Below are 9,833 nucleotides of genomic sequence, written 5' to 3'. Positions count from 1 at the left end.
GTGGGCGAGCAGGTTCTCCTGCCACGCCAGCAGCGTGGTGTCGTAATCGGCACCGAAGTTCTGCCAGTCCTCCATGATCAGCTTGCCTTCGCTGGCGTCGGCGACCTGTTGGATCGAAGGCAGGATGCCGTTGGGGAAGATGTACTTGTTGATCCAGGGGTCGATGCTGACCTCGTTGGTGTTGGAGCCGATCGTGTGCAGCACGAACAGGCCACCGGGCTTCAGCAGGCGTTTGACGGTATCGAAGTAGGTGGCGTAATTGCGCTGGCCGACGTGTTCGAACATGCCGATCGACACGATACGGTCGAATTCGCCGCTGAGCTCGCGATAATCCTCGAGCAGTATCTCCACCGGCAGCCCGGCGCAGCGTTCACGGCCCAGCTTTGCCTGCTCTTCGGAGATGGTGATGCCGGTGACTTCGACGCCGTACTGGCGGGCGGCATGCTCGGCGAAGCTGGCCCAGCCGCAGCCGATGTCGAGCACTCGCATGCCGGGTTCGAGATCCAGCTTGCGGCAGGCGAGGTCGAGCTTGGCGACCTGGGCCTCGTGCAGCGTGCGGGCTTCCTTCCAGTAGCCGCAGGAGTAGCAGAGCGTCTCGTCCAGCATGCGGGTGAAAAGGTCGTTGCCGAAGTCGTAGTGCTCCTTGCCGACGATATAGGCCCGAGCCTTGCTCTGCAGGTTCATGAAGGTGGACTGAAGCTTGTAGACGATGCGTTCGGTGGTGGTGTGCGCGACCGTGCCGAGTCCGTGGCGTAGCAGGCGGTGAATCATCTCGTCGATCCGATCGCACTCCCACCAGCCATCCATGTAGGCTTCGCCGAAGCCGATGGAACCCTGGCGAACGACCCGCGAGAAGAGGTCGGGGTGGTGAACGCGGATATCCCAGGGCTGGTTGCCGTTGAGGGTGACACCGGAGCCTTCGAGCAGTTTCTCCAGCGTCTGACGGGCGCGGGTGTCGGGCAGCGCGACGGGGGCGATAGGCGTATTACTGGTCATGTTGTTTCCTAGCAAGGGGCGCAGTGTGCTCCCCGGCCGCCTGACGGCATCGTTCCGCTCGAACGACGAAAAATAACCTTTTGAATTGCGGGTTCGACCGCGCTGACGCGTTTTTTCGGTCATTTTCCACTCGCTTGAAACGGCCCGAAGGATCAAGCTATGACGGCGGGAGGGCGTGGTGCGCCACGGTCCCTGTTCCCTGTTGGCCATGCGCTATCCGAAACAATAAGTATTCGATGACGTTTCAGATAGAGTCCAGCCGTAATTGCATTAGGCTTATTTACATTGCGTGCTAACGGCTTTGCCGTCAATAAGCCTAGCGCTATTGCCATGATAGTCCAGGCCCGATCCCGCTTTTTTACGGCGGGTTCGGCTCGCCGATACACTGGATCGACTCGGTCGAATCCACCGCCCGACGCGGTCGCGATTCGAACGACGGAGTTCAGTACCATGGAAAAACCGATCGGAGGAGCGAAACTATGCACGTCATCGTCGATCTATGTGTCGTGCCGCTGGGAGTCGGGGTGTCGGTATCGCCCTACGTGGCGGCGTGCCAGCGAATCATCGAGGACTCGGGCCTCCATCATCGAATGCATGCCTACGGCACCAATATCGAGGGGTCGTGGGACGAGGTGATGGCCGTCGTCAAGGCGTGCCACGAAGGGGTGCACGCGATGGGGGCGCCGAGGATCACCACGACGCTGAAGATGGGGACGCGGACGGACCGCGAGCAACGCATGGATGAGAAGGTCGATAGCGTCGAGGCCCTGCGCGGCTAGGCCTGAGCCTCATCGACATTCCGGTGGAGATTCCGGTGGAGACCGGAAAGATGCGCCGGCCGCGGCGGCCGGCGACAGGGGGTTAGCGGCAGCGAATCGTCCAGGTGACCTTGTAGCCATCGCCTTCCTGGGTGGCGGCCTGGAGCTCGGTGTCCTCGTCGACCGTAGCGCCCTCGAGCTGCTGGTCGGCGCTGGCGGCTTTGCCCGACTCCTCGCCCGGCCCCATCGTCTGCTGCTCGACGATAACGAATTCGTCGTAGTCCTGCGCTTCGCACTGCTCCAGAGCGCGCTCCTTGGCATTGCTCATCGCTTCGTCCTTGTCGTCACCCAGACCGGTCACGACGTAACGGGTGGCTTCCTTCTCGACCGAGCTGCTGTCGCTGGCGCAGCCCGCGAGGGCGCCCACCGTGAGCAGTCCCGTCAGGGCCATCCAGATCGGCGTCGTCGCTGTCATCTTCATCATGTCACTCACTCCTTGTGTCACGGTGGCCAGCTGACCGTGCGCGAAATCGCAGCGTCGCCAGCTGGTGTTTCAGTCTAGAACCTCGGTTGCCATCCGCAAGCTATCGAAATCCGTAAGTCATTCTACAACAGGGAAAATGTTCCTGCTGCGCGAGGCGTTGCCCGTCAGGCCGACGTGGCCGGCGTCGCTTCAGGCGCTCTCAGCCAGTGGTCGCCGGCGGATAGCAGATGCGCGGTCAGGGCATCGAGAAGCTCGCCGCCGTGGCGCCAGAAGTGCCAGTAGAGCGGCACGTCCAGCGGACGCTGCGGATCGAGATCGACCAGCTCCCCCCGCGACAGCCCATCGCTTCCCTGGCACTCGGGGATCATGGCGTAGCCGATGCCGGCGAGCGTCATGTGCAGCACGCCCTCCGACGACGGGCAGAGGTGGTGCGGAAACGGCTCCTTGAAACCGTGCAGATCGAGATAGCGCTGATGCAGGCGATCTTCCGGTCCGTAGAGAATCGCCGGCGCCCGTTCCAGCGCCTGCTGGGAGACACCCTCCGCAAAATGGCGCTCGGCGAATCCGGGACTCGCCATCACGCGGTACCGCATGGTGCCGAGGGCGCGAGCGCGCGCGCCTTGGACAGGCCTCGCGGTGGCGCAGATGCAGCCGGCCACTTCGCCATCGCGCATGCGGCGTAGCGCCACCTCCTGATCGTCCACCACCAGATCCAGCAGCACGCCGCGACGGTGGCAGAAGTCGCCAAGGGTCGGCGCCCACCAGGTCGCGAGGCTGTCGGCGTTGATCGCCAGCCTGAGCCGTTGCGCCCCCTCGCCGAGGGCCGGGATCCGGTCGAGCAGATCATGCTCCAGCAGACGCACCTGCTGGGCATGGTTGAGAAGCCGCTGCCCCAGCGGGGTCGGCAGCAGGCGCGGCGTGCGGACGACCACCGGCTGGCCCAGTCGGGCTTCCAGCAACTTGATGCGCTGGGAGACCGCCGACTGGGTCAGGTTGAGCTGCTGGGCGCCGCGATCGAAACCGCCCTGATCGACGATGGCGGACAGGGCTTCGAGAAGTTTGTAATCCAGCATCAAATATTCTAATGCCTCATTAGCCAATTCATTTTTATTAATAGTCGATGTCGCCGCATGATGCGAATCCCCGTGCCTTTGCGCAGCGCCATGAGAGTTCACTATGGGAACGTCAGTCATTCAGGGTTTGTTGATCGGCGCCACGCTGATCGTGGCCATCGGGGCGCAGAATGCGTTCGTCCTGAGGCAGGGCCTGCGTCGCGAACATGGCTGGCTGGTGGCCGGGATCTGCGCCTTTTGTGATCTGACGCTGGTGGCCGCTGGCGTGGCGGGCCTCGCGCCGCTGATCGCCTCGAGCGCTACCGGCCTGCAGCTGGCGCGCTGGGGTGGCACCGGTTGGCTCGTGTGGCAGGCCGCGGTAGCGTTCCGGCGTGCGGTGCGCCCCCGCAGCCTCGAAGTGGGGGAGTCCACTAATGGACTGCCCGCGGCAGGTGCGTGGTCGGTGATCGCGGCCACGCTGGCGGTGACACTGCTCAACCCCCACGTCTATCTGGATACGGTGGTGATGCTGGGCATCATCGGCGGCCAGCAGTCCAGCCCCGTCGGATTCGTGGTTGGAGCGTCGCTGGCGTCGCTGTTCTGGTTCTTCGGGCTGGTCGGACTGGCGCACTGGCTGTCGCCACGGCTTCGCAACCCGCGGTGGTGGCAGGGCATCGACACGGCGGTCGGAGCGACCATGCTGCTGGTCGCCTGGCAGCTCGCGACTCACACGCTGTGAACAGGGTTAGCCAATCTGAATGTCGCCTTTGGCGTAGCGCACGCCCCTTGCCTGCCGTGTCGCCAGGAAATAGCCGACGGAGAGCGGTCCCACCCGGCCCAGCAGCATGGTCAGGCCCAGCAGGAACTGCCCCGGCAGCGAAAGATCGCTGGTGATGCCCCGGGACAACCCCACGGTACCGAAGGCGGATACGGTCTCGAACGCCAGATCGAGAAACGACTGTTCGCTGTCGGTGATGGTGAGCCCGAACAGCGCCATCACCACCAGCAGGACCCCGGCCAGCGCTACCGTGATCGCCTTGATCACGGTCTCCTGGGGGATCGAGCGGCCGAAGACCGTGGGGTGTTCGGTGTTGCGGTAGAACGCGCGGGCCGTCAGCAGCAGGACCACGAAGGTGGTGATCTTGATGCCGCTGGCGGTGGAGCTCGAGCCGGCACCGATGAACATCAGCACCATCACCAGCAGCGTCGAGGCGTCGGTCAGCGAGCCGGTCTCCAGCGTGTTGAAGCCGGCCGTACGCGGGGTGACGGCCTGGAACCAGGCCGCCTGCAGCTTGGCGAAAACGCTCCCCAGGCCACCCAGGGTGCCGGGATTGGACCACTCCAGGCCGAGCAGGATCGCGGTGGCGATCACATTGAGCCAGAACGTGGCCAGCAGCACGACCTTGGTCTGCATCGCCAGGCGCGACCAGCGACGATGGCGATAGAGATCGCTGACCACCACGAAGCCCAGCCCGCCGACGATGAACATCAGCGTCACCGTTGCATTGACCAGTGGATCGCCGACCTCCTTGATCAGGCTGTCGGAAAAGGTCGAGAAACCGGCGTTGTTGAACGCCGAGACGGCGTGGAAGAGGCTGTGCCACAGCCCCATCTCCAGCCCCTGCTCGGGCACCCAGTGGCAGGCCAGCAGCAGCGTGCCGGCGGTCTCGGTGATGAAGGCGAAGGCGACCACCAGCTTGACCAGGTCGCGGATGTCGCTGAAGGCGATCTCTCCCAGCGCCTCGCGGACCAGGTTCTGCTGGCTCAGCGGCAGCCGCGTTCCCAGCAGCAGCACCGTCAGCGCGGCGAAGGTCATGAAGCCCAGGCCGCCGACCTGAATCAGGACCAGCACCACCAACTGGCCGATGAAGGTCAGGTCCTTGCCCACATCGATCACGCTGAGCCCGGTGACGGTGACCGCCGAGGTCGCGGTGAACAGGGCCTCGTGCCAGGCCAGGGGGCGCGTCGCGCTGCCCGGCAGCCATAGCAGCAGGGCGCCGATGGCGCAGAGCAGCGCGAAACCGAGCAGCAGTATTTCCGGTGGAGAGAGCCTGATGACACCGCCGTGCGGGGCGCGACGAAAGGGCCGCTTGAGTCGTTGCCAGCGTCTCACTCGCACCCTCCGCGGCGGCTTGCGTGGCTGGCGGGCGCCTCGAGGGCGTCTCGTGCAGAGGGATGAGGCGGAACGCTCATATCTGTTTGCCGATTTCGCGCAGCGCCTGCAGGTCGCCCATCAGTATCAGGCTGTCGCCGGCCTGGAGCGGGGTGTCGTCGTCCGGGTTGCGAATCACCTCTTCGCCACGCTTGATGGCGACCAGAGACAGGGCCTCGGGATCGATGGAGAGGTTGGCGACGCTGGCACAGTTCTCGATCAGACGGTCGGTGGTCTCGATCTCGACGATGAACTGGCGCTCGCCCAGCCGGATGAAATCGACCATGGCGTGATAGTTGAGGCTCTCCGCGACCCGCACGCCGACATCGTACTCCGGGTAGACGACCCGGTCGGCGCCCAGGCGCTTGAGCAACTTGTAGTGGGCATCGGAGTGAGCCTTGGCCCAGATCTCCTTGGCGCCTAGCTCCTTGACGTGGAGCGTGCAGGTGACGCTGGCCTCGACGTTGTCGTCGACATCGATGACCACGACGTCGTAGGCATCCAGCGAGAGTTCGCCGAGCGCCTTCTCGTCGGTGAGGTCGGCGATCACCGCATGATCGAGCATGTCCGACATCGCGTCGACCCGGGTCTCGTCGGCATCGACCCCGAGCACCTGGTTCTGATGACGTTTCAGTTCACGTGCAACGGTACTGCCGAAATAGCCCAACCCCAGAATGGCGAAGTGCCGGGACATCGGAATCTCCTTGTCGATCGACGCCGGTAATGCCGACCGGCGAGTGGGCTGGATCATCGCTGTGGGCCAAGCTTTGCACAAGCCCCGGCATCCTACCAACCACGACTTGGTCGCGCATGTCGCGCGTCGACGCTACAATCCTCCGCCGCAAGCGCCCGCCCTGGGCGACTCCCTGCGCCGCACCCGGCCTCGATACGGGGCTGGCGTCTTCAGGCCGTCCACTGGAACGACGAGGAAGCATGACCGCAATCGCACGACCCAAGAATCTGTGGCTGGGACGCTGGGGCTTCGTCCTGGCGGCCACCGGCTCGTCCGTGGGGCTGGGCAACATCTGGAAATTCCCGTACATGACCGGCGAATATGGCGGTGGTGCTTTCGTCATGGTTTACCTGGTCTGCATCGCGGCCATCGGCGTGCCGGTGATGATGACCGAGATTGCGCTGGGGCGCAGAGGCCGGGGCAGTCCGGTGGACGCGATCCGGCGGGTGGCGCGGGAGTCCGGGCGCAGCGGGTTGTGGTCGGGGCTCGGCTGGATGGCGATGCTGTGCGGATTCATGATCCTGTCGTTCTACGTCGTGGTCGCCGGCTGGGCCGTCTCCTATCTGTGGAAGTCGCTCAGCGGAGGCTTGACGGCCGACAGCGTCGAGGGCATGGCGGCCATCTTCGGTGCCAACAACGCCAACCCTTGGAATCTCGGCTTCTGGAGCACGCTCGTCACTGTGGCGACGATGGCGATCGTGGGACTGGGCGTCCAGGCAGGCATCGAGCGCAGCGTGCGCTGGATGATGCCCGGTCTGGTGGTCATGCTGGTGGTAATGATCGTGTACGCGATCTTTTCCGGCAGCTTCGGCGCCGGCGTGCAGTTCCTGTTCGCCTTCGATCCCGGCAAGCTCACCGGACAGGCCATCCTGGCGGCGATGGGGCACGCCTTCTTTACCCTGTCGCTGGCCTCCGGCGCGATCCTCACCTACGGCGCCTACTTGCCGGCGGGCCAGTCCATCGGTCGTACCACGCTGATGGTCGCCATCTGCGACACCCTGGTGGCGCTGATGGCCGGGCTGGCGATCTTCCCGGTGATCTTCGCCAACGGCATGGACCCGGCGTCCGGCCCCGGCCTCATCTTCATGAGCCTGCCGCTGGCGTTCCAGCAGATGCCGCTGGGCGGGGTGATCGAGACGATCTTCTTCCTGATGCTGACCGTGGCCGCGCTGACCTCGGCCATCTCGATGATCGAAGCCACGGTCGCCTGGCTGAACGAAAGCCACGGCCTGTCGCGCGCCAGGGCGGCCTGGGGCGTCGGTATCCTGCTGTGGATCGTGAGTACGCTGGCGATGCTGTCGTTCAACGTCGGCGCGGACTGGAAGCTGGCGGGGCGTCACTTCTTCGACTGGCTGGATTTCCTGACCTCGCGCTTCCTGATGCCGCTGGGTGGGCTGGGAACGGCGTTGCTGGCCGGGTTCGTGCTGCGTCGAGAGAGCCTCGAGGAGGAGCTTGGTTTGCCGTCGGCCATCCACGCCCTGTGGCGATTCACGATCCGCTATGTCTGTCCGGTGGCGATCGTGATGGTGTTTCTGGATGCCCTGGGTGCGCTGAATGCGGATTTCGACTGGCGCTGGCTGGCAATGGTGCTGGCCCTGGCGCTGCTCGCGGAGGTGGTGCTCGCCCGCCTGACGCGTCGGGCGTAAGCCTGGTGCAACGGTACGGGCGGGCGCCGAGGCCCACCCGAAGGTCATCAGTCGTCGATCTCCCAGGTCACGCTCACGCCGGCGTCGATGCTGATCTCGCCGCTGCGGTACTCCGCCGCGCTGCTGCCGCTGCCACTGTCGGCTGCCGCGGCACGCATCATCATCTGCGGTTGATAGCGGGGCGCCGTGGTCTCTTCGATATTGACGACATCGCCCAGGTCGACATCCAGCGTATCGGCCATCATCTCGGCCTTCTGGCGTGCCCGCTCCAGCGCCTGCTTGAGAGCGCGATCGTCCGCCGCGTCGCTGTCCTGGAGCCCGTAGCTGACGCCGTCGAGAGAGTCGACGCCAGCGGCGGTCAGGGCGTCGAGCACGCGGGGCAGCCGGTCGAGATCGTTCAGCGTCAACGACACCGAACGTTCGACCTGGGTTCGCACCTTCGGCGGCGTGTCGTCATCGCCCCGATTGCCGGACTGCACGATGTCCGGGCGCACGCTGAGCGAGCCGGCACGGATCCGCTTGCTGTCGACGCCGGCGTTTTCCAGGGTCCGGATCAGCTCGCCGGTGCGGGACTCGAGCCGGTCCCGCGCCTCCTTGATGGCGTCGCTATCGCCCGAGGACTCCTCTCCCTGGACCTGGGCCGGCGTGCGCTCCCACAGTCGCGCATTCAGCGTCGCCTGATCCGGTGCGACATCGATCGTGGCGTTGGCCTGGACGTGGAGCTGATGTGGCGTCTTGTCGGCGAGCGCCGGCGTGGCCAGGGCAATGGTCGCCACGACCCCGGCGAGCCCGAGGCCCAGGTTCCGGGCCAGGCTTCTGCCACGGGATGCGGCGTGAGAGTGAGCTGAACGATTGATCAGAGCGTCGTGAGACATGGCACTTCCTCTATCGAAAAACGCGTGTCGCGCAAGATGTGGGCGCTGCATGGACGCCTCAGGCGTCCTGCGGTTCCCATGCTATGCTCGCCGGCACCTTTAGCCCAACTCGCAGAACCGATGATGCGCTCTCTTTCCCCATTGCTGGACGCCGTGATGTCGCAGGTGCCGTGGCGGCCGGTAATCGCCGCCGTCGGTGCGGCGCTGCTGCCGCTGCACGCCATGGCGGAGGTCGACGCCATCAGCGTCGAGGACGACAGCGGCCGCACCGTCACCCTGTCCCGGCCCGCCGAGCGCATCGTCGCGCTGGCGCCGCACCTGGTGGAGATGAGCTATGCCGTCGACGCCGGCGGGCAGTTGGTCGGGGCCATCGAGGGGAGCGACTACCCGCCGGCGGCGGCACATATCGATCGGGTCGGCAGCTACCGTGGTGTCCCCATCGAACTGGTCGTCGCCAAACGGCCGGATCTGGTGCTGGTCTGGGGCAGCGGCACGCCGGCATCGCTGATCGAGCAGCTCGAGCGCCTGGAGATTCCCGTCTATCGCAGTGAACCGAGAAAGCTCGATCAGATCGCGGACGACCTGCGCGATATCGGCCGGCTCAGCGGCCATGACGTCGCCGGGGAGAAGGCGGCCTCGCGGTTCGAGCGGGCGCTGCAACGCAGCTCACAGACGCTGTCACCAGAGCCGCGGGTCTTCTACCAGTTGGGGCAGTCGCCGTTGACCACGCTGGCCGGCGGCCAGGTCGTGACCCAGATCATTCGTCACTGCGGCGGCGAGCCGCTATTCGAGGAGGCACCCGTACTGGTGCCGCAGATTGGCTGGGAATCGCTGCTCGAGGCGCAGCCGGAGGTCATCCTGGCAGCCGGTGCCGACGACCGCTGGAAAGCGTTCTGGGCACACCACGATGAATTGCCGGCGGTGCGCGACGGCGCGCTCTACACCGTCGATCGGGACGCCATCAGCCGGCCCGGACCGCGCATGATCCAGGCGGTACAAGAGGTATGTCAGGCGCTTGCCGAGGTTCATAGGACCTCTATCAGAGGCTGGGAGTCACCGCAGTTGCGAACCACGGATTCTTCAGACCCCTGAGATCGTTTTTCAGGTTTACCTTTCCCATGATCTTTGGAGAGAGCT

General features: G+C 65.2%; 10 protein-coding genes. 4 read left to right on the top strand and 6 right to left on the bottom strand.

The window, feature by feature from the left end:
• Nucleotides 1–996: cyclopropane fatty acyl phospholipid synthase (cfa, locus tag AC3AYF_RS14030; protein WP_487779889.1), on the bottom strand; the 996-nt coding region annotated here is incomplete at its 3' end.
• 479 nt (nucleotides 997–1,475) lie between these two features.
• Between cfa and AC3AYF_RS14025 the strand changes: the two genes are divergently transcribed.
• A complete protein-coding gene (locus tag AC3AYF_RS14025) occupies nucleotides 1,476–1,775 on the top strand; it encodes an MTH1187 family thiamine-binding protein (RefSeq protein WP_295038135.1) in 300 nt (99 codons plus the stop codon).
• 82 nt (nucleotides 1,776–1,857) lie between these two features.
• Here AC3AYF_RS14025 and AC3AYF_RS14020 read toward each other — a convergent pair whose 3' ends face one another.
• Both AC3AYF_RS14020 and AC3AYF_RS14015 read right to left on the bottom strand, forming a co-directional pair.
• A complete protein-coding gene (locus AC3AYF_RS14020; protein ID WP_295038132.1) occupies nucleotides 1,858–2,238 on the bottom strand; it encodes a hypothetical protein in 381 nt (126 codons plus the stop codon).
• A gap of 164 nt (nucleotides 2,239–2,402) precedes the next feature.
• Entirely contained in the window at nucleotides 2,403–3,311 is a 909-nt protein-coding gene (locus tag AC3AYF_RS14015) for a LysR family transcriptional regulator ArgP (RefSeq protein WP_295038129.1), read from the bottom strand.
• A gap of 103 nt (nucleotides 3,312–3,414) precedes the next feature.
• On the opposite strand from AC3AYF_RS14015, the gene AC3AYF_RS14010 reads away from it, so the two are divergent.
• The gene (locus AC3AYF_RS14010; RefSeq protein WP_295038127.1) at nucleotides 3,415–4,029 is read left to right on the top strand and encodes a LysE/ArgO family amino acid transporter; all 615 of its coding nucleotides are present in this window, start codon (nucleotides 3,415–3,417) and stop codon (nucleotides 4,027–4,029) included.
• 6 nt (nucleotides 4,030–4,035) lie between these two features.
• On the opposite strand, the gene AC3AYF_RS14005 is transcribed toward AC3AYF_RS14010, so the two are convergent.
• Together AC3AYF_RS14005 and AC3AYF_RS14000 are read right to left on the bottom strand one after the other, a co-directional pair.
• Complete coding sequence (locus AC3AYF_RS14005) at nucleotides 4,036–5,403, bottom strand: TrkH family potassium uptake protein (RefSeq protein WP_295038126.1); 1,368 nt, start codon at nucleotides 5,401–5,403, stop codon at nucleotides 4,036–4,038.
• 76 nt (nucleotides 5,404–5,479) lie between these two features.
• On the bottom strand, nucleotides 5,480–6,136 hold the full coding sequence (locus AC3AYF_RS14000) for a potassium channel family protein (RefSeq protein ID WP_295038124.1): 657 nt from the start codon (nucleotides 6,134–6,136) through the stop codon (nucleotides 5,480–5,482).
• A gap of 239 nt (nucleotides 6,137–6,375) precedes the next feature.
• Between AC3AYF_RS14000 and AC3AYF_RS13995 the strand changes: the two genes are divergently transcribed.
• On the top strand, nucleotides 6,376–7,821 hold the full coding sequence (locus tag AC3AYF_RS13995; RefSeq protein ID WP_295038123.1) for a sodium-dependent transporter: 1,446 nt from the start codon (nucleotides 6,376–6,378) through the stop codon (nucleotides 7,819–7,821).
• Nucleotides 7,822–7,868: 47 nt separating this feature from the next.
• Here AC3AYF_RS13995 and AC3AYF_RS13990 read toward each other — a convergent pair whose 3' ends face one another.
• Nucleotides 7,869–8,696 (bottom strand): SIMPL domain-containing protein, encoded by an 828-nt coding sequence (locus AC3AYF_RS13990; RefSeq protein ID WP_295038121.1) that lies wholly within the window; start codon nucleotides 8,694–8,696, stop codon nucleotides 7,869–7,871.
• A gap of 120 nt (nucleotides 8,697–8,816) precedes the next feature.
• On the opposite strand from AC3AYF_RS13990, the gene AC3AYF_RS13985 reads away from it, so the two are divergent.
• On the top strand, nucleotides 8,817–9,788 hold the full coding sequence (locus tag AC3AYF_RS13985) for a cobalamin-binding protein (protein WP_295038119.1): 972 nt from the start codon (nucleotides 8,817–8,819) through the stop codon (nucleotides 9,786–9,788).
• The last annotated feature ends 45 nt before the right edge of the window (nucleotides 9,789–9,833 follow it).

It is taken from the genome of Salinicola sp., assembly GCF_982684285.1.
The sequence above is the reverse complement of the archived record's forward strand: the minus strand, read 5'-3'. Positions and strand labels throughout refer to the sequence as shown.